The sequence below is a fragment of the Bacillus sp. ISL-41 genome, assembly GCF_018613235.1.
Taxonomy (GTDB): Bacteria; Bacillota; Bacilli; order Bacillales; family Cytobacillaceae; genus Mesobacillus.
Map to the genome: position 1 here is coordinate 1 of NZ_JAGGQP010000045.1, position 20058 is coordinate 20058.

A 20058-nucleotide genomic window follows, 5' to 3' on the forward strand; every position below is an offset into this window, starting at 1 on the left:
GGTCCTGTTGGTCCTGTCGCTCCGGTTGCTCCGGTAGGCCCTGTTGGCCCGGTCGGTCCCGTCGGCCCTGTTGGTCCGGTTGGCCCTGTTGGTCCTGTTGGTCCTGTTGGTCCGGTTGGTCCCGTTTGCCCTGTTGGTCCTGTTGGCCCAGTCGGTCCCGTTGGTCCTGTTGGCCCTGTCGCCCCGGTTGCTCCGGTTGCTCCGGTTGGCCCTGTTGGTCCTGTTGGCCCAGTCGGTCCCGTTGGTCCTGTTGGTCCTGTCGCTCCGGTTGCTCCTGTGGCTCCAGTTGCTCCTGCTGGCCCCGTCGGTCCTGTTGGCCCGGTTGGTCCTGTCGGCCCAGTCGGTCCCGGCGCTCCTCCACCTATTGGAACTTGTTGTTTCTGAAGAAGCTTGATCGTAAACTTGACAATCATCTTTTCCACGATGTTCCTAAAGGTTCCTTCAAATATTGCTCCCTCTTGTAAAGGCACCCTGTCTGTTGCTTCATCGTACTCTACAATATTACTGGAGACCAAATCACAGTATGGAAGTTCATTATAGTGTTGTGTACTGGCTTGGTGATATTGCGAAGGGTCGCTCGTTAGTAGTTCATCTTTTTCAGGATAGCCTTCCGGTAAAGGTTCGCTGAGCAAAAAATCAAATTCACTTCGCTCGTTAAATCGCACATCTACTGGACGAGTAATGAACTCCCTGATTGGGGTCACACACTCAAAAGGAGCTTTCACGGTAAGAGATCGAATATCCGAGTCTATAGACTTCCACTTCCATCCCGTTGGTGCAGCAGCGTATCTGATATTTTTTTCTACATATCCCTTAATGAATAGCTGATTGGTTGGCACCAGCAGACGACATTGAACAAGGACTACCCGTTTTTTTATATCCTTGATTTCAAGTACATCCTCCGGAAAGGTAATGTCTGCTTTAACCGGGGTACTAACTTCAATCTCAGCTAAGACTACAGGTACTTTGCTTATCCTTGCATCAAAGTTTACGTCTGGTACTACGTTTCTGTTTGAACACTTGCCAATATTCGCCGATAAATCCTTATTGTGATTCTCTTTTTCTCTCAATAATCTCACTCCCTTATTTTTTATTGAGAACACAATATCTTATGGATATTTCTAATAAGAGGATTGGACTATTTGTATAAAAGCCAGAATCCACGGGGAAAAATCCACATCTGCCTTAGAAGATAAATGGAGGTAGGAGCTGTGAAGGAGGTCAAGCTTTAGAAACTAACTATAAAACTTGGAATTTTGTAATATCGCAGAACCCGAAAAACGACCTTAGAATTTGTTCATCCATTACTAGGTACAAAAAAGACAACTCCCAATTGGTAAGTTGCCTTTCTTTGCAGTTAAGACACACACTCCACAGTTATTGATAAATACAATGAGGTGTCGAAGGGGTTATCAACAAATGCTTTCCAGTAGCCTTATTTTAAAATGACATCCTATAGTGGTGGAAATACAATGGCATCTAATGACCTATCCGAAACAGTAGCAGAGTTTGGGGCAATAACCAATACCTCAACAGTATACACTTGGAGTCCAGGTGCAGGAGGTATATCCGTCCATGTTATATTAGGAAAATCTATTGCTTGTACTGGTGGCGTTAACCCATTTTGAAATAAGGTTGTACGTACCAACTCAATTGAATTTCTTTGTAAGCGGTATGTGATGTTATAGGTAGTAGAGCCACCTGTGAGTACAAAAGTTTCAATCATGGAATCAAGTCTTACCCTCTGACCAGGCACTGTTGTAGTTACTGGAAGTTGTAAAACGATATTAAAAGCTCCTGGGTTTATAAGCAAATTAGTTGAGGCCTGAATAAAAAAGTAAGATGAGCCCGGTCCTGTTGGTCCGGTTGCGCCAGTCGGTCCTGTCGCTCCTGTTGGTCCTGTTGGTCCTGTTGGTCCCGTTGCTCCGTTTGGCCCGGTTGGTCCGGTTGGCCCAGTCGGCCCGGTTGGTCCCGTTGGTCCCGTTGGCCCTGTTGGTCCGGTTGGCCCGGTTGGCCCGGTCGGCCCCGTTGGCCCTGTTGGCCCGGTTGGTCCTGTTGCACCAGTCGGTCCTGTCGCTCCTGTAGGTCCTGTTGGTCCAGTTACGCCGGTTGCGCCAGTCGGCCCTGTCGCTCCTGTTGGTCCTGTTGGTCCGGTCGGCCCCGTTGCTCCGTTTGGCCCGGTTGGTCCTGTTGGCCCCGTCGGCCCGGTTGCTCCTGTTGATCCCGTTGGTCCTGTTGGCCCCGTCGGTCCGCTTGGTCCCGTTGGCCCAGTCGCTCCGGTTGGTCCGGTTGGTCCGGTCGGTCCCGTTGCTCCGTTTGGCCCGGTTGGTCCGGTTGGCCCCGTTGGCCCTGTTGGCCCGGTTGGTCCGGTTGGCCCCGTCGGCCCCGTTGGCCCTGTTGGCCCGGTTGGCCCGGTTGGTCCGGTTGCGCCAGTCGGTCCGGTTGCTCCTGTTGGTCCGGTTGGTCCCGTTGTTCCAGTTAATCCTGTTGAACCAGTCGGTCCTGTCGCTCCTGTCGCTCCTGTTGGTCCTGTTGGTCCAGTCGCTCCTGTTGCTCCCGTCGGCCCCATTGCTCCCGTTGCTCCGGTTGGTCCGGTTGCACCTGTTGGCCCGGTTGCTCCTGTCGGTCCAGTCACTCCCGTCGGCCCGGTTGCTCCGGTTAGTCCTGTCTGCCCAGTCAGCCCATTCGGTCCTGTTGGTCCCGTTGGTCCTATAGCTCCAGTTACGCCTGTCGGTCCTGTTGGCCCGGTTGGTCCGGTCGCTCCAGTTGCTCCCGTCGGTCCGGTTGCTCCTGTCGGTCCAGTCACTCCCGTCGGCCCGGTTGCTCCGGTTAGTCCTGTCTGCCCAGTCAGCCCAGTCGGTCCTGTTGGTCCCGTTGGTCCTATAGCTCCAGTTACGCCTGTCGGTCCTGTTGGCCCGGTTGGTCCGGTCGCTCCAGTTGCTCCCGTTGCTCCTGTTGCTCCCGTCGGTCCGGTTGGTCCGGTTGCTCCTGTCGGTCCAGTCACTCCCGTCGGCCCGGTTGCTCCTGTTGATCCCGTTAGTCCTGTCTGCCCAGTCAGCCCATTCGGTCCTGTTGGTCCCGTTGGTCCTATAGCTCCAGTTACGCCTGTCGGTCCGGTTGGCCCGGTTGGTCCGGTCGCTCCAGTTGCTCCCGTCGGTCCGGTTGCTCCTGTCGGTCCAGTCACTCCCGTCGGCCCGGTTGCTCCCGTTTCGCCGATAGGCCCAATTGCACCAGTCGGTCCCGTTGGCCCAGTTGGCCCAGTCGGCCCAGTCGGTCCTGGCGCTCCTCCGCCTATTGGAACTTGTTGTTTCTGAAGAAGCTTGATCGTAAACTTGACGATCATCTTTTCCACGATGTTCCTAAAGGTTCCTTCAAATATAGCTCCCTCTTGTAAAGGCATCCTATCTGTTGCTTCATCGTACTCTACAATATTACTGGAGACCAAATCACAGTATGGAAGTTCATTATAGTGTTGGGTACTGGCTTGATGATATTCCGAAAGGTCGCTCGTTAGCAGCTCATCTTTTTCCGGATAGCCTTCCGATAAAGGTTCGGTAATCAAGAAATCAAATTCCCTGCGTTGGTTAAACCGAACATCTACTGGCCGAGTTATGAACTCCCTAATTGGAGTGGCACACTCAAAAGGAGCTTTCACGGTAAGAGATCGGATATTTGAGTCTATAGACTTCTGCTTCCATCCCTTTGGTGCAGCAGCGTATCTGATATTTTTTTCTACATATCCTTTAATGAACAGCTGATTGGTTGGCACCAGGAGGCGACATTGAACAAGGACTACTCGTTTTTTTATATCCTTGATTTCCAGGACATCTTCCGGAAAAGTAATGTCAGCTTTAACCGAGGTACTAACTTCAATTTCAGCTAAAACTACAGGTACCTTGCTTATCCTCGCATCAAAATTCACGTCTGGTTCTACATTTCTGTTTGAACAATTGCTAATATTTGCTGAAAAATCCTTATTGTGATTCTCTTTATCTCTCAATAATCTCACTCCTTTATTTTTTATTGAGAACAAAATATATTATGGGAAATTCTTTACAGAGGGTTGGACTATTTATATAAAAGCCAAAGTTCGCGAGGAAATATCCACATCTGCCTTAGAATAAAACCGTAGTGAAAACATTGAGGAAGGATATACTTTGAATTAATTTTAATTTTTTCATAAAGGATCCTCTTAGATTGAAAATAATACTCCATCTCCTGAAGTCCTTTTTCAAATCGGAGTGAGCAGTTTTATGTCTTGGGGTACAAAAAAGCCTTATCCAACAAGGGATAAGGCTTTCATGTTTATGCAAGTACAATCCTTGAAATAGCTTAACGATGTGCAGAACTTTATGTAGCTACCCTGAGATGTTACAGTATTGTCTTTTATTGCTGGCAATTGGGACAAAAGTGAGTTTTCCTTGAAGAGATTTCCGTTTTAATAATGGAAGCTTTGCAACGGGAACATGCCTCACCTTCTCTGTCATAAACATAAAATTGATACCCTCCTGTTTTTTCATCTCCTTTATATAGGGGGTTTTCCATATAACCACCTTGTTCGATTCCCCTTTTAAGAATGAACTGTATCGAATGATATAGCCGTGATAATTGTTGATCGTTAAGATCATTGATTTTTTTATCGGGGCGAATCTCTGCATGCCAGAGTATTTCATCAGAATACCCATTCCCTATTCCAGCTAGCACTTCTTGATTGATTAATGTTGTTTTAATAGTCCCTCTTCTTTTGTGCATTAAATTTTGAAATGCATCCAATGTAAAATCGGGATCAAGCACTTCAGGTCCCAACTTTTTAAACTCTTCCTGGATCTCTCCAGATGATAAAAGATGCAGGTAGCCCAATCGCAGTCCAATGAAGTATAAATGTTTGTCCCCAAATGATAGCTTTACTTGAATCGTCCTGTTTGGTTTATCTTCCTCTTTGCCAAAAAACATCCATCCGCCAAGCATCAGGTGCAATAATAAACATTTGCCATCCTGTAATTGAAATATTAAATATTTAGCTCTTCTAGTAATCGTTTTTATGGCTTGATTTGATACTTGCATCGTAAACCTGTCAACCGGTACATTAATGGACTTTTCCCGACCAATCTCAACATGTGAAATTCTTTGCCCACCTATCAATGACCCCAGTAATGTTTTATATGTTTCCATCTCCGGCAATTCAGGCATAATTTCGTCCCCCATTTTACAATTTATTTTTACAGTATTTCCTACTGGGGAATTATTATAATTCGCTGGCATTCAGCATGAGACATGGGGAAGGTACCGGTTCAGATATCCTAAGTACCTTTATCAATTAGTATAAATTCCTGAAACTACAAGAGCCTTATCCATCGATGGATAAGGCTCTCCTATTTATGATAGTACAATTTTCGCAACAGCTTCACAATGTGTTGAGTGCATGTGGCAATACATGGGGTGTTGGTGAGTTCACTTCTTTTAAAGAGCTTTATCACTACTATATTTACATAATCATCCTATACAGAAAAAAGCCGTTTACCTCGTAAGTAAATTCGGCTTTTTTCTAAAATTCTTCACAAAATTATATAATTAATGTATCCTAATTTAATCTTTGTTTATTCTTGCCCCTAATAATAATCTTATAAGGATCTCCATTAATCTGATTTTGAATTTCCTCAGAATTTAGGAATTCATTGATTGTCTCTTCTATTTTACGAACCTTCTCAATTGCATCTTTATCAGAAGCCTTAATTGATGTTTTTATAATGATTTGCAGTGGCGCAGGGTGGAAGGAGTACGCAAACCCGGTTACATTATACTCCTTTTTTGCCGTTAATCCTTCAAAAATCGCGTCAAATATTTCATTCCATTTAGCTTCTTTCTCTCTTTGGGCAAGGTCAATTTTATTGACCTTAATAGAGTAGGAGTCAATATTTTTTTCTTTTAGGCTCTCATTTACAATTTTCTTTATTTCCTCTGTCCTTTTCTCATTGTTAGGAATATCTATGTTGATAATCACTTTATCAGAGTTAGGAGCAGTATATTGATAGCCGTGAGAAAGAATAATAAATTGCGATTTAATCAAATGGTCATAACTTTCTTTCAATGCTTCGCTGATTGCCTGATCACGCTCAGGAAGCGGTGGAACTGGTCGATCAATTTGTCTCTCTACTTTTATTTTATAGCTATCATAGTCATTTGCTTTTAATATATCGGCAGCGATTTCTTTCACTTCTTCATGAACATCTTGAAAATATTGTTCTGAGCCATCTATAGATATGAAAATATGGCTGCCATTTCCACCTACTCCAACTATTTTATAATCTTTTTGTATTAATTCCTTCCATATAGTATGGTTTATTGGTTCTGAATGAAAGATTTTACTTAGATAAGGGATTTTGGATACAACCTCTGCCATTGCAGGAGAAATATAAGCTGAGCCAATAAATAAACTAAATAGTAATAGCAAAGCAATACCCGAATACGTTAATTTCCGAATCACACTTCCTTTTTTATAGCGATTTGAAAAGCCAAGGTTCTTGTTTTGCTCATTGAATTCAAATTTTTCAATATCAGTTAGGATTCGGTTTTTTAATTCTTGTTTTTGTTTTGTCTCCCAAATAAAATGGGAATCTAGCTTTTTTAAGGGATTATCGAATTCAATATCTTCGTATTGCTTCCTCACTTGTATATCCCTCCTTTAATATTTGTTTTTTCAATGCAGGGATGGCTCTAAAAAGTGTTGATTTGACTTTACTCTCAGACCACCCTACTATCTTTGATGTATCCTCTATAGAAAAGCCCTTAATTTTCCTTAAAATGATTACCTTTCTATATGTATCTTTTAGTTCTCCCAATGCCGTATAAAGTTCATCTGATTCCTCTTTTATCCGAATTATTTCCTCTGGCAACGGAAAATTATCTTTTTGCAAATGAAACATTTCTTTAAGAAACATAGCTGGTTTACGCTTCCTTAAAAAATCAACTGTAAGATTGTGGGCAATACTAAAGAGCCATGTTTTTTCACTGGAATGATGTTTAAATGAATCATAATATAAGTACGCTTTTACAAAGGTATCGTGAGTTAAATCTTCCGCTTGTTGATAATCCTTAACCATCAATAAGATAAAACTTAATATGGATTTACTATGCTGGTCATACCAATCTGCAATTTCTTCTTTTCTGTGCTCTAACAAATTTCCACCCCTCCTTTTCTTGAATGTTCAATGCTTAGACGTAATAGCTAAACAAAAGTTGTGTTTTTTAAAACTTTTTTAAATGAGGGATTCAAATAAAAAATATCATGATCAGTTTTTCAAAGTCTCATTTTTGTTGAGGAATCTATAATTATGTCTACCTTCCAACTTTATGTGGTAAAAAGACATATGGGTTCTTCCGTCTCAATCCGAGATTCGAAATATCACTTCAAGTGTGATATTTCGAGCTGTTAAAAAAGCCTTATCCGCTAAAGGATAAGGCTCTCGAATTTATGCTAATACAATCTTCGCAACCGCTTCGCAGTGCGTCGTCTGCGGAAACATGTCAACTGGCTGTACTTCAACTGTCTTGTATCCGCCGTCCTCTAGAATTCGGAGGTCCCTCGCCAATGTAGCCGGGTTGCACGACACATATACTACCTTTTTCGGTTTCATGTAGATAATGGTCTGCAGTAGCGCCTCGTCGCAGCCTTTGCGCGGTGGGTCCACAACCAATACGTCTGCGCTGTTGCCTTCTTCATACCATTCAGGGATGACTATTTCGGCTTCACCAACTGCAAATTCCGCATTTGTAATCTCATTTAACTCGGCGTTTCGTTTTGCGTCTTCGATGGCTTCAGGGACGATTTCGACGCCGAATACCTTCTTTGCTCTTTGCGCTAAAAATAACGAGATCGTCCCGATGCCGCAGTATGCGTCAATCACAGACTCTTCGCCTGTAAGTTCAGCGTATTCAAGCGCTTTGTTGTACAGAATTTTTGTCTGTTCAGGGTTCACCTGATAGAACGAACGCGCGGAAATCGCAAACTTGATGTCGCCGATATAGTCATAGATGACCTCACTTCCCCAGAGGACCTCCGTTTTGTCTCCCATGATGACATTCGTTTTCTTCGAGTTAATGTTATGGACAATTGATTTTACCTTAGGAAGCCTTGTGACGATTTCATTCACCAGCTTCTTTTGCTGAGGAATCTCATTTGTCCTGGTCACAATCACAACCATCAGCTCACCGGTTTGTCTTCCGTAACGGGCCATGATGTGGCGAAGCACACCTTTATGTTTTTCCTCATTATATGGCTGAATTCCAAGCTCGCTGGCGATTTCTTTTACCGTCTTGATTGCCTCGTTGATTTCAGGAATATGCAGCAGGCTCTCGTCTGTATCGACGATTTCATGGCTGCGCGGCTTGAAAAAGCCAGCGATCAGCTTTCCGTCCTTCTCGCCAACTGGCACCTGTGCTTTGTTCCGGTAATGCCAGGGGTTGTCCATTCCCAAAATCGGGTGAACCACAACATCCTCAAGCTTGCCGATCCGTGTCAGCACTTGCTTCACCTGGTTTTCCTTATACTTCAGCTGCCCCTCATAGCTGATATGCTGCAGCTGGCAGCCACCGTATTTATGGGCATCCTCTGCAGGACACTCAACACGGAAAGTGCTTCTTTCAAGGATATCCATCAGGCGGCCAAAGCCATAGCCTTTATTCACTTTAGTCACTTTGATGTTTGCTTTTTCGCCAGGAAGTCCCCCCTGGACAAAAATCGGATAGCCATCAATCTTGGCCACACCCGCTCCGTCATGCGTCAAATCCTCAAACTCTACATCTATAAAATCGTTCTTTTTAACCGGGATTGTTTTACTCATCATTTCAATTCCTTTGCTGTGAATTAGCTAAGTCAGATTTTATCATATTGAATGAGGGATTGCGAAACGCATCCACCTGTTTTCAAAATACAGAAGCAAAACGACCGAGCCGTTTTGCTTCTTTTTCGAAAAATATTACCAACCCTGTGGTCGATACCCTCCGGACCACGGTGTCGACTGGTATCCATAGCCGCCAATGCCCGGTGTTCCCTGGTAACCATAAGCTCCGTAACCTGGAGAGCCCTGAAATCCATACCCAGGACCTCCCTGGTAGCCATATCCCGGGCCACCCTGGAACCCGTAACCTCCATATCCCGGTCCTCCCGGGTAGCCGTACCCTCCAAAACCGGCTCCTCCTGGATATCCATACCCAGGACCATTAAGCAATTGTCCTCCCAGATAACCTATCCCAGCACCTAATAAACCGGCAGCCAGAGTTCCGGCGGCGCCAGTTTCATATGATCTGGAATCATGATAATAAGGCATATTATGTGAATACATATACATGTAATTTGTCCCCTCTCAATAAGTGTGTTTATTATGTCCCTCTAACACCCTATGTAAGAATTGGGCAAATGGTTTGGGTAACCTGCCTACTCTAGGTGAAATTGGGCAGCCATTTACGTTGGGTTTAGGTAAACTACCATCTCTTCATTCCAATAAATGAATAGGATATTTGTTAAAGGGGGGTGATGAGCATGAAGGAAACCGAACTTAAAATAAAAGAACTAGAGATGAAAATCGAGGAATTGGAAAGTCTGCAGGAAAACTTCCAGGAAACAATCCAGAACCAGCTGGACAACAATGATGTACGAACTTTAATGAATCAAATCTTAAACGAAAAAGACTTTGTCACAACCCCGGATATGGAAAAAAGCTTAAGCAAAAGCCAGGTACAATTAATCAAATGGATTGTCGGAACAGGAATCAGTACGATTTCGATTGTCATTGCCTTATTTGAGTTTCTGAGATAAAAAAAAGCGGAGGAACATCCATCCGCTTTCTGAACATCATTTTTACTGTACAGTGAATTCCTTCGTCACTTCGTATTTCTTTCCGTTTTTAGGAGTCATCCACGCAGTGAGGATATATTCGCCTTTTTCAAGTGACAATTCATGTAGATTCAATTCATATGTCAGCGAGTCACCCTGCTTCAACTTCTCTTCCCCCAGTACCTGTAAAAAGGCCGCAACACTTGAGAACAAAAATACCTCTTTGCCATCCTTTGTTTTTACCGAATAATCGTATCTTTGTGAACTCGTAAACTCTAGAGTCACTTCTTCCTCCGTCTGATTCTTCACTTCATATTGGAAAATCAACGGGCTTTCCTCTGTCAAACTTGCAGCCATTTCTCCTGCCACGATTCCGGCACCTCCTTTATCCTCATCATTATTCAAAACCTGGTTTCCCGTTCCACAACCAGTGATCAGCAGCCCAAGCAGCAATATCATCCATAACTTTTTCATCTTCCGAACCTCCTGTTGAATAAACTCTTTATCTATTTGTCAGGAGAACCGTTCAAAAGGTTACATAAATAGATAAACTAAATCACCCATTTTCAAACCTAAGGGGAGGTGCCTGTTACACCTCCCCCTTCATTTAGGCTCTTTTATATTTTTTATCAAAATATTGCTGCAGTCCGCTGCTGGTCATCGAGAAAGCTAATATCGTAATCCCAATAGCCACGGTACCAGTAATCGGCAGCCACGGATGCGACCAGATGTGGTGGGTAATCTTCGCGAAGTAGGTTGGCCAGGCATTAGATGCATTCATCGCCTGATATCCTCCACCGAGCTGGGAAACGAATTCAACGCTCAAGAAGATTTCCACGATTCCCAGCTGGCCGATGAGAAAAAGGGTTCTCCCCAGGTCGGAGAAAAACTGGACGATGAAAAACGGCCTTAGCGGCGGCCAGTAATAATTTTTTAACATGGTCAAAGCCGATGAGCCTGAGACAATTCCGGCCTCTACATAAGGTTTCTTCGAGATATCGACCATTCCCTGGTAAAAAATATCGGCAACCCTGCCTGCTTCAATTAAAGCGAGCACGAGCAGAATCCATAGAAACCGGTCACTCGAAAAAGTAACGAATGGTGTGCCGATAATCAAAATCACAAAGAAAATCGGCGGCATAAACGAGAACAATCGATTCCACATGATCAGTATACGATGGAAAAGTTTTATATAAAAACTTGCCATCGCCAGCGGAATCGCAATCAGATAACGAATCAGGACAATTGCGAGTATCGTTAACAGCGTTTCTTTCGTACCCAAAAGTACCCTGCTCAATAGATCTTTGCCATTCGCATCAGAGCCGATTGGGAAATCCGCAGACGGCGCGAACGGTGGAAGCTCGAATCCTCCGCCTTCTTTTTGCCTCATCACGGTTTCTTTTAATGAGGTGTCTACGAACGGAAGGTATGGTGCTATAAGGACAATAATCAACAGAAAAGACAAGATCGTCAGGCCAAATACTAATGATTTATTCATGATTCATCTCCTGTGAAGCCGGGGTGACTAGACTTTTAAAAATCTGTGTGACCAGATTCGAAACTAAAATGATTGAGGCAAAAAAGACCGTATAACCGACTGCCGAAATACCGTCCACCATGATTTCCAGCCCAATCCTGAAGCCTGTGCCCCTCAGCACCGCGTCAAACAGGCCGTCCGCTGCTCCCTGGAAATCCATCAATTTTTCAACGATAAACAGGTTCGATAATACATATAGTGTGATTGTATTTCCATGCGCCAGAATTCTCGGAAACGAATTTTTCAAGATATGCAGGAACAATATTTTGAAACCGGGAGTCCCTTTTGACTTCGCGGTCCGGATGTAATCATTTCCCGCCTGCTCCTGCAGACTCACATTGGTGATATTAGCAAGATAGAAAACAGGATAAATCATCAAAAATATAATCCCAACCACATAGGTTTCGAGCTTTTCGCTTCCATATAACGTTACATGGAAAAACAAACCTTTTTCATGTAAAAACATCAAGCCAATCTGGATAATGATGATGAAAAAGAGATCCGGCATCGAAATGAACAGCCATGTGGTCCCATTGCCAAGAAAATTCAGCTTTCTTTTTTGCATCCTGAAATCAAAGATTCCTTTCAAGACGCCTAAAATATAAGCCAAAATCAGGGTAGGAACAATTAAAAGCAAGCTCTTCCACGCCTTGCCCGCAATCCGATTCGCATACGACTGGCCAGGAACAAACTCCCCGAGGTCAGGGTTTTCCTTTATATAAGCAAAGAAACCTTTGATATTTTCAATATGCGTGTCCAATTCATAATCATAGCTCGCCGATTTGAACTGTCCGCCCTGTCCTGTCTCAAAATCCGTCTTAGCCGGCAAAAACAATATCCCAATAAACAAAAATACGCAGACGATCCATAACACAAACTGCTCGATTGCCCTTTTAAAATAAACCATGAAGCCTCCTGATGGACTGTATTTTATTGAACTAGTAAGCTGCAAAGATTCAACAACAAACTACTTTTCTCCTAATCTCAAATTCTAGCTTTTGTGACACTAGTTATATTTTACCATTTTTAATTTTTCAGAAAAGTATTTTTTTAGATATTCAATTTTACTCTAGCCAGAGTATGGCAAATAAAGAGGGTTACGTGACGATAAATTGGACATGTTTCCCCTTCTTATGACCGAGCTCTTACGTTTTCTTCTTTCACGGGCACATGTTTCCCCTTCTTGTGACCGTGCTCCCACGTTTTCTTCTTTCACGGGCACATGTTTCCCCTTCTTATGACCGAGCTCTTACGTTTTCTTCTTTCACGGGCACATGTTTCCCCTTCTTGTGACCGTGCTTCCACGTTTTCTTCTTTCACGGGCACATGTTTCCCCTTCTTGTGACCGTGCTCTCACGATTTCCTCTTTCACGGGCACTAATCACGACGATCATTTGGAAAAGTGCCTTTTTACGGGTACTTTGAAGATTAAAAAGACGAAGCCCGCGGGCTTCGTCTCTTCTTAATGTACCTTTTTCTTAGACATATACAGAAATGCTTTGATCATAAAATAACTAACCTCATCCGGCAGTAGTTCTTTGATTGGCTTTAGCCTGTCGCGGCCGGCTTCTTCAACGGCTCGCTCGAGGTCTTCAATATGTTCAGGTGGAATCAGCAACTCATAATCAACTTCCATTCCCTGCTGGATGCACTGGGTCAGGTGATTTTCGACCGTGCTTTCGACCAGCTCGCGCCTCGAAGCAATCTCAGCAACGGACAGTTTCTCCTGATGCAGCTTGTAGGTTTCAAGATGGGAATCCCCGACGGCTTTTTTCGCCGGTTTCCTCACTGGTTCCGCAACGGCATTCATCACTGGCTGACGTTCAGGATGCTCCTCGCAGAACTCGATAATCCGCTGTATGAATGGAGCACCATATTTCTGCAGCTTGTGTTCCCCGACACCTGCCACATTGAGAAACTCCGCATCCGTCAGCGGCAGCTTCAGGCACATATCCTTCAATGAGGAATCGGAGAAAATCATAAACGGCGGCACCTTTTCCGCAGCTGCAACCTCCCTACGCAATTCACGCAGCTCTTCAAACAACGGATCATCGTTTGAAACCTGCTTAACCTTGACGGCTTCCTTCCTGAAAACCTTTGTCTTGCCGAGCAAAACGTCCTTCCCTTTCTCCGGCACATAAATCGTCGGGTAGGTGCCATGCTCGACGCCAATCAGCTCCTGGGAAATCAAGAACTCAATCAGGTCATTGACCTGCTTGGCATTCCGATCCTTCATCAGTCCGTAAGTCGGCAATTTATCAAGGCGGAACTCAAGGACTTTTTTATTCCTGGAGCCGGTCAAAACATTAGCCGTCATCGCCTTCCCGTATTTCTGTCCCATTCGGATGATACAAGAGAGTACCATTTGTGCGTCCTTGGTGACATCTTCTGTTTCACGAGCATCGGTACAATTGCCGCAGCGTCCGCAGGGCTCTGTCTCTGTCTCGCCAAAGTAATGCAAGATATAAGATTGCAAACATTCCTCGGTATGGCAGTATCCGACCATCTGCTGCAATTTTTCCAGCTCAGGCCCTATTCGTTCGCGATCGGCGGACTGGTCAATCAAAAAGCGCTGAACCTGGACATCCTGCGACGAATAAAGCACGGTACATTCACTGTCCAGGCCGTCACGACCGGCACGGCCAGCTTCCTGATAATAGCTCTCCATATTCTTCGGCAGCTGGAAGTGAAGGACGTATCTGATATTGCTTTTATCGATGCCCATTCCGAATGCCGATGTCGCAACCATCACAGTCGCTTCATCCTGTAAAAAACGTTCCTGTTCGGTGTTCCGGTCTTCATCATTCATACCTGCATGGTAGCGGGCGGCACGGAAACCTTCCTTCTGCAGCCATTCATAAAGCTGATCGACGATTTTCCTTGTCGCCGCATAAATGATGCCAGCTTCCTTTTCATTCTTTTTAATAAAATCTCTTAAATACGCCTGGCGATCCTGTCCTTTTACCACAGAAAAACTGAGATTGCTGCGCTCAAACCCTGTAATGATCGTATTCTCAGGGTTTATTTTTAACGAAGCGCAAATGTCTTCCCGTACTTTCGGAGTTGCTGTTGCCGTCAAGGCGAGGACAATTGGCTTTCTGGGCAGACGATCGGCCAGACCTGAAATCTGCAGATAACTAGGCCGGAAATCATGTCCCCACTGCGAAATACAGTGTGCTTCATCGACGGCGATCAGCGGTATTTCCATGTCCTGCAGGTCATCGATGAATTCCCAGGAACCCAGCCGTTCGGGCGCGATGTACAATAGCTTGTACTTTCCGTTCCTGGCGTCATCCATTCGAGCGGCAGCTTCACCCGCAGACAAGGAGCTATTGATATATGTTGCCGGAATACCAAGCTGGGTGAGCGTATCGACCTGGTCCTTCATCAGGGAGATCAGCGGAGAAATGACGATGGTTGTCCCAGGCAGCACGAGCGCCGGGATTTGATAGACGATCGATTTACCGCCTCCAGTCGGCATGACGCAGACCGCGTTTTTTCCTTCAAGCACAGATGAAATAGCCTGTTCCTGCCCCAATCGAAATGAGGAATAACCAAAATGATTTTGCAATAATTCATGGGCTTTTTGCAGCATAAGAGGTGGCTCCTTTCAGTGAGAAAATATGGGGATAATAGAGGGTTGCTCTATCATTTTAACAGATAAGCCTGGCAGAGCGACAGCAAAAATGCCATGCTTCCAAAAGAAGCATGGCGCTAGCTATTCTGCGATCAACAATGTAACAGTATTTTTATTCCGAGGCAAAACGATCCGTATGGTTGTGCCCTCTCCAGGCTGGCTTTCAATATCAATGCTGCCTTGGTGAAGGTCGATAATCCGTTTGCAGGTGAGCAAACCTAATCCTGTACCCTTTTCCTTCGTTGAATAAAAAGGTTCAAACAGGCGCTTCAACCGAGGTTCTGGTATTCCGCAGCCCTTGTCACGAATGGTGATCATGACCGATTCCGCACCCGCTTCATCAAGGCTTACGCTGATAAAATGGCCATTGTCCTCTGTCGCCTCAATCGCATTCTGGAGAAGGTTAATCAGCACCTGCTTCATCTGGTTCCGGTCACAATCTACAATAATTTCCATTTTTACATCAAACTCGATTTTTATACTTTTAAGGTTGGCCTGAGGTTCCATGAAGTGAATGCAATCGGTAACCAGCTTACTAAAATTCATAAATTGAAAATGAACATTCTCATTCGGTTTGGCAATGAACATAAACTCATTGACGATTTGATTGATTCGGTCCATTTCATCGAGCATGATATCTAGATAAGGGATTAACTTTTGATCCGTAACGCTTTCTTTGACGATTTTAGCAAAACCTTTTAGCGAGGTGAGAGGATTCCTGATTTCATGCGCGATCCCTGCGGCAAGTTCTCCAACTACAGAAAGCTTCTCCATTTGCTGGACCTGCTTCTCCCTCGTTTTTTCGTGGGTTATATCTATCGCTGTCCCAATGACCTCAACCGTCTCTCCATTTATGCGAATTGGATTCAGAACCGCCAAATAATGGATTCCGCCTATATTCCCCTCATAGTTAACCTGCTCACCACTCCACGCCTTTTCGTAAATACTCTCTTTGCGTTTTGCCTGGTCAGGCGGCAAAAATCCCGTCAAAGACCTTCCGATGACTACATCAGGACAAAGACCGACCTTTTCTATAAGCTTGCCTTCAATAAAAGTATGGATGAATCGGTTGTCTTTTTTGATGAACTTGAATATAAAGCCTGTCTCCCTGGGTATGAACTGCTCATAATCTACTGCGGTACACTGGTCATTCACACGGCAACACCCTTAGAAAAGATTCATTCCCTAATAATTCTTTGTCACTTGGGGAAATCCTTTAAATAGTAACGAATTAGAATTAATATTTATCGATTGTCACTCCAAGTACCGATGCCCTGATAAAATCAAGCTTCCTGAATCGCTTCAATTCTTCCGGGGTCCCCGTAACAACCGCCCCGCTGATTAGAAGTTCACCATTTTTGGCATTGGACTTGATCGCTTTCAAGGCTTGTTTTGCAGAGGAGTTTGACTGGCTCGCTAGTTCTAATTCGTCTATATACCCTGGGCCATAATCTGCTGAATATGGATAGGCTTCTGTCACTTCAAATCCAAAAGCATTGCCGCCGCCCTTTACTTTTAAGCTGTCAGAGTCTAATTCATCACTCATCTTTGCCCTTTGTGATTCAGTCGTGGTATCCACCCATAACCAATTGACATTTTCATGCCCAAGAGTCTTGCTCAGCTTATCTAATGTCATCGGCTCCTTGAAAGACAGGGCAACTTCTACAAGCATATTCTGATCCAAACCTGCAGCAAGATCCAACTCCTTTGGTAAAAAGTCATATGTCAGTCCTGGATAATAGAAATCAATCTTCCGTTCATTATTAAAATCATTATAACGGACCGTCCTTTTCGCTTCTTCGTCCATGCCATCCGTTGCAACCATTCCGCTGCCGCGATGGATGGTTTGGGTCCGCCCAAATAGAGGGATTTTCTTTGTTGTTTTATCCCAGACAATCTTCCGGCCGCCAATCTCCTTATAATATGTTGTTTCCCCTAAGACGCTGAATAGATTATGAATATAATAAGTGTTTGTTCCAGTAATATTTGCACCTTTCACCATGCGCTGCATGAAATCCTTATTATCCCGCAGCTTTTTATTCATGAGATAATCACTGCCTATAAATACCACAGTCAACAATACCGTGGACGCAAGGAACGCGATGACTGTGTACTTGATGGTCTGCTTCATTCTCGATTTCCTTATTGCTCTCTGCATGGAAGGACTGCTCATAAAGTCAATATCCTGTGGTTTATTTTCTCTGTTATTCTTTGTCATAGGCTGCCTCCTTTAATACCTTAGCTAACCGCTGCCTGGCCCTGAACAAATTAGTTTTGACGGAACTTACACTCATGCCTAATAATTGCGCTATTTCCTGGTAAGAAAGTCCGCTCTGATATTTTAATAATAATAACTCCTGGTATTGCTGCTTTAACTTGCCCAGCAATTCTCCAAGCTCACTTGCGTTTTCCTTTGTTAATATGGCTGCTTCAGGCTCTTCTTCACTATTGGATGTGTGCTGTTCATTCTCCAAATTAAGTTCAATGCGCCTAAGCTTCCGGCATTGGTCATAATGAAAATTCAAGGCGACTCGGATCAGCCAGCTGCGGGTTTTTGCAGGCTGGATCGAATCACTATAAAGCAGATATTTATTTGCGGTTTCCTGAACAATATCCTCTGCATCGACATGGGCAATCCCCTGCTTCAGCAGGTACCGATACACAATGTTCAACTCATTATTAAGATCTTGATTTACATCTCCCATACCGACCTCCCGCATACATAACGTTTATCCTATTGAAAAGTTAACATATTCGGACAAGGTTTTTGTTTATTTTCCAATAAAAAATGAACCTTATGATTAGGTTCAGAATCCATGCAATTAAAAAAGACTGCTTCCCCCTAAGGAAAGCAGCCCCCACTATTCCATCTTCTCTCCAGTCATCTCCATGACCTTTTCTTTCACTTCTTCTATGTTGCGCATTTTGTTGTCCCAGCATTTCTGGCTGAGGTCGACTGGATATTCCTCGGGATTGAGCATACGTGTGTATTCTTCCCATAGAACGCCGAGGCAGTATTTAGAATGCTTGCGGACTTCTTCCAGGCTCGGCTGGGTGTACACAAGCTTGCCCTCCTTAAAGATATCGTGGTGCAGATCCCGCGCGTCAAAATTGGTGACGAATTTGCTGATAAAGGTATGGACCGGGTGGAACATCTTCAAGCGTTTTTCCTGCTGTGGATTCTCATCCTCAAGCGTAATGTAGTCCCCTTCAGAGCGATTATTGGCTTTGTTGATGATCCTGTATACATTTTTAATGCCAGGCGTCGTTACTTTTTCCGGATTGGAAGAAATCTTGATGGTATCCTCCATCGTTCCGTCGCCCCGCTCGACTGAGACGATTTTATAAACAGCACCAAGGGCAGCCTGTTCGTAGGCAGTAATCAGCTTCGTGCCGACTCCCCAAGTATCGATTTTCGCACCCTGTGCTTTCAGGTTCATGATTGTATACTCGTCCAGGTCGCTGGATGCAACGATTTTCGCATCCTTAAATCCGGCTTCATCCAGCATTTTACGAGCTTCCTTTGAAAGGTAGGCAAGGTCTCCGCTGTCGAGACGAATGCCGATGAAATTGATTTTATCGCCGAATTCCTTCGCGACTTTTATTGCGTTTGGCACTCCGGATCTCAGCGTATCATACGTATCGACGAGGAAAACGCAGTCCCTGTGCGTCTCCGCGTATTTTTTAAAAGCGGTGTAGTCATCTCTGTACGCCTGCACCATCGAGTGTGCATGCGTTCCGGAAATTGGGATTCCAAACAACTTGCCTGCACGCACATTGCTTGTGGAATCAAAGCCTCCAACATACGCAGCGCGCGTGCCCCAGAGTGCCGCATCCATTTCATGCGCTCGGCGGCTGCCGAACTCCATCGCGATCTCATTCTTTACAACCTGCTTGATTCTTGATGCCTTTGTCGCAATCAATGTCTGGTAGTTCACAATATTAAGCAGCGCTGTTTCAATCAATTGCGCTTGAACCAGTGGTGCATCGACCCTGACAAGAGGCTCATTGGCAAAAACAATTTCACCCTCCTGCATCGCGCGGATACATCCGGTAAAACGCAAATCTTTTAAAAAGGCAAGAAAATCCTCATCGAACTTCCCTTCTTCTCTTAAATATTGAATATCATCTTCCGTAAAGCCAAAGTTCTCTATGTAGCTGATGATTTTTTCTAGCCCGGCAAAAACGGCATAGCCATTGCCAAAAGGAAGCTTCCGGAAAAATAAATCAAACACCGCACGGCGATTATGCACGCCATCTCGCCAGTACGTTTCCATCATATTTAATTGGTATAAGTCCGTATGCAGCATCAAGCTGTCGTCATTGAATTTAGTACTCATTAAAAAACCTCCAAATTTACTGCCATCAATAGAGAGCTATTTAACGCCGGTCGGCATTACCTGCCCTGGCTTCAATCGAGCAATTTAACTTCGTTGCGCATTACTTGACCTCGGCTCCAATCGAGCTCTCGAAATGGCGGAGCGACCACTCATGGCCGATTTGGTCAAAGGATGCAACAGCATCTCTATAAACAATAACCTTAAATCCCTTGTTATAAGCGTCAACTGCCGTGTGAAGGACACATATATCCGTGCAGACGCCGACTAGATGCACTTCAGTGATTCCCCGCTCGCGCAGCTTGATCTCCAGGTTTGTGCCCGCGAACGCTGAATATCTGGTCTTGTCAATATAGTGCACATTGTCGAGATGCTTATTTTCCTCATAAACCGCCTGAAGGCTGCCGTACAAATCCCTGCCCTTCGTACCGCGGATATTGTGCGGCGGATACAGCTTTGTCTCCGGATGGAACTCATCGCCTTCATCATGGACATCAATTGCGAATACAACATAGTCACCATTTCCGATGAAATCCTTCGTCACGCCGACAAGCTTCTCTTCAATCGCCTGCCCCGGCTCTCCGCAGGTCAGCCGCCCATCGTCCGCAACAAAGTCATATGTATAGTCGATATTGATCAACGCCTTCTTCCCCATCATGTATCCACATCCTTTTATCTTATTATCTTTTATTTTCTTCCAAATATGATTTACAGG

The 20058-nt window shown here is 44.5% G+C and carries 17 protein-coding genes; 1 reads left to right on the forward strand and 16 read right to left on the reverse strand.

Annotated features, from left to right (window positions below):
• The 7 genes from J7I80_RS20995 to J7I80_RS21025 form a co-directional block, all read right to left on the reverse strand.
• Window positions 1-1070, reverse strand: a 1070-nt coding sequence (locus tag J7I80_RS20995; protein ID WP_214741054.1) for a CsxC family protein, incomplete at its 3' end; no start/stop codon positions are given.
• Window positions 1071-1453: 383 nt separating this feature from the next.
• Entirely contained in the window at window positions 1454-4000 is a 2547-nt protein-coding gene (locus J7I80_RS21000; RefSeq protein WP_214741056.1) for a CsxC family protein, read from the reverse strand.
• Window positions 4001-4386: 386 nt separating this feature from the next.
• Window positions 4387-5190 (reverse strand): bifunctional DNA-formamidopyrimidine glycosylase/DNA-(apurinic or apyrimidinic site) lyase, encoded by an 804-nt coding sequence (gene mutM / locus J7I80_RS21005; protein ID WP_214741058.1) that lies wholly within the window; start codon window positions 5188-5190, stop codon window positions 4387-4389.
• 391 nt (window positions 5191-5581) lie between these two features.
• Window positions 5582-6667 (reverse strand): DUF4030 domain-containing protein, encoded by a 1086-nt coding sequence (locus J7I80_RS21010; RefSeq protein ID WP_214741060.1) that lies wholly within the window; start codon window positions 6665-6667, stop codon window positions 5582-5584.
• Complete coding sequence (locus tag J7I80_RS21015) at window positions 6642-7178, reverse strand: RNA polymerase sigma factor (protein WP_214741062.1); 537 nt, start codon at window positions 7176-7178, stop codon at window positions 6642-6644. The genes J7I80_RS21010 and J7I80_RS21015 overlap by 26 nt, the downstream gene beginning before the upstream one ends.
• Window positions 7179-7469: 291 nt before the next feature.
• Entirely contained in the window at window positions 7470-8840 is a 1371-nt protein-coding gene (gene rlmD, locus J7I80_RS21020) for a 23S rRNA (uracil(1939)-C(5))-methyltransferase RlmD (protein WP_214741064.1), read from the reverse strand.
• Window positions 8841-8975: 135 nt separating this feature from the next.
• Window positions 8976-9347 carry a hypothetical protein gene (locus J7I80_RS21025; RefSeq protein WP_214741066.1) on the reverse strand — a complete coding sequence of 124 codons (372 nt, stop codon included), beginning with the start codon at window positions 9345-9347 and terminating at the stop codon, window positions 8976-8978.
• Window positions 9348-9538: 191 nt separating this feature from the next.
• Between J7I80_RS21025 and J7I80_RS21030 the strand changes: the two genes are divergently transcribed.
• Window positions 9539-9814 (forward strand): hypothetical protein, encoded by a 276-nt coding sequence (locus J7I80_RS21030; protein WP_214741068.1) that lies wholly within the window; start codon window positions 9539-9541, stop codon window positions 9812-9814.
• Window positions 9815-9856: 42 nt separating this feature from the next.
• On the opposite strand, the gene J7I80_RS21035 is transcribed toward J7I80_RS21030, so the two are convergent.
• The 9 genes from J7I80_RS21035 to J7I80_RS21075 form a co-directional block, all read right to left on the reverse strand.
• Window positions 9857-10306 (reverse strand): BsuPI-related putative proteinase inhibitor, encoded by a 450-nt coding sequence (locus J7I80_RS21035; RefSeq protein WP_214741070.1) that lies wholly within the window; start codon window positions 10304-10306, stop codon window positions 9857-9859.
• Between the two features lie 133 nt (window positions 10307-10439).
• Window positions 10440-11330: an ABC transporter permease subunit gene (locus J7I80_RS21040; protein ID WP_214741072.1), complete on the reverse strand. Its 891-nt coding sequence runs from the start codon at window positions 11328-11330 to the stop codon at window positions 10440-10442.
• Entirely contained in the window at window positions 11323-12276 is a 954-nt protein-coding gene (locus tag J7I80_RS21045) for an ABC transporter permease subunit (RefSeq protein WP_214741074.1), read from the reverse strand. The genes J7I80_RS21040 and J7I80_RS21045 overlap by 8 nt, the downstream gene beginning before the upstream one ends.
• Window positions 12277-12831: 555 nt before the next feature.
• Window positions 12832-14964, reverse strand: coding sequence for a DNA helicase RecQ (gene recQ, locus J7I80_RS21050; protein ID WP_214741076.1), 2133 nt, complete (start codon window positions 14962-14964; stop codon window positions 12832-12834).
• A 123-nt stretch (window positions 14965-15087) separates the two neighbouring features.
• Entirely contained in the window at window positions 15088-16161 is a 1074-nt protein-coding gene (locus tag J7I80_RS23695) for an ATP-binding protein (protein ID WP_214741078.1), read from the reverse strand.
• Window positions 16162-16243: 82 nt separating this feature from the next.
• Window positions 16244-17224, reverse strand: a complete 981-nt coding sequence (locus tag J7I80_RS21060) for an anti sigma factor C-terminal domain-containing protein (RefSeq protein WP_214741080.1) — start codon at window positions 17222-17224, stop codon at window positions 16244-16246.
• Complete coding sequence (locus tag J7I80_RS21065; RefSeq protein WP_214741082.1) at window positions 17211-17711, reverse strand: RNA polymerase sigma factor; 501 nt, start codon at window positions 17709-17711, stop codon at window positions 17211-17213. The genes J7I80_RS21060 and J7I80_RS21065 overlap by 14 nt, the downstream gene beginning before the upstream one ends.
• Window positions 17712-17867: 156 nt before the next feature.
• Window positions 17868-19346, reverse strand: a complete 1479-nt coding sequence (locus J7I80_RS21070; RefSeq protein ID WP_214741084.1) for a nicotinate phosphoribosyltransferase — start codon at window positions 19344-19346, stop codon at window positions 17868-17870.
• 100 nt (window positions 19347-19446) lie between these two features.
• The gene (locus tag J7I80_RS21075; protein WP_483297718.1) at window positions 19447-20001 is read right to left on the reverse strand and encodes a cysteine hydrolase family protein; all 555 of its coding nucleotides are present in this window, start codon (window positions 19999-20001) and stop codon (window positions 19447-19449) included.
• Window positions 20002-20058 lie beyond the last annotated feature (57 nt).